Genomic DNA, 270 nt, shown 5'->3' with positions numbered 1-270 from the left:
GTAATCTCGTAGCGAGATCCTTTAACCAAGGGTGTAACCTCAGTGGACAGTGAGCCTCTCTTGAGCCTTAGTCGCGTATCAACCATGCCAGTCTTGCCAAAGTGGGACAGTTTATTGAAGACCAGGTTGGAATTTTCTTCCAAGCGAATGGTTGAGCTGTCTGCAAACTCAATTAAAACATTACCTTTTTTTGTCGCAACTTCATCACCGACACGAATATTCATATTTGTTTTGAGTAGCTTAAATACACTCTTGCTGGCGCGTTTGATC

The 270-nt window shown here is 43.0% G+C and carries 1 protein-coding gene; it reads right to left on the bottom strand.

The window, feature by feature from the left end; all coding sequences use genetic code 11:
- A partial coding sequence (locus tag A3735_RS21740) for a FecR domain-containing protein (RefSeq protein WP_197485969.1) occupies positions 1 to 270 on the bottom strand: 270 nt, incomplete at both ends.

It is taken from the genome of Oleiphilus sp. HI0061 (assembly GCF_001635675.1).
Note: the sequence above shows the minus strand (reverse complement) of the source record. Positions and strands in the feature narration are given on the sequence as shown.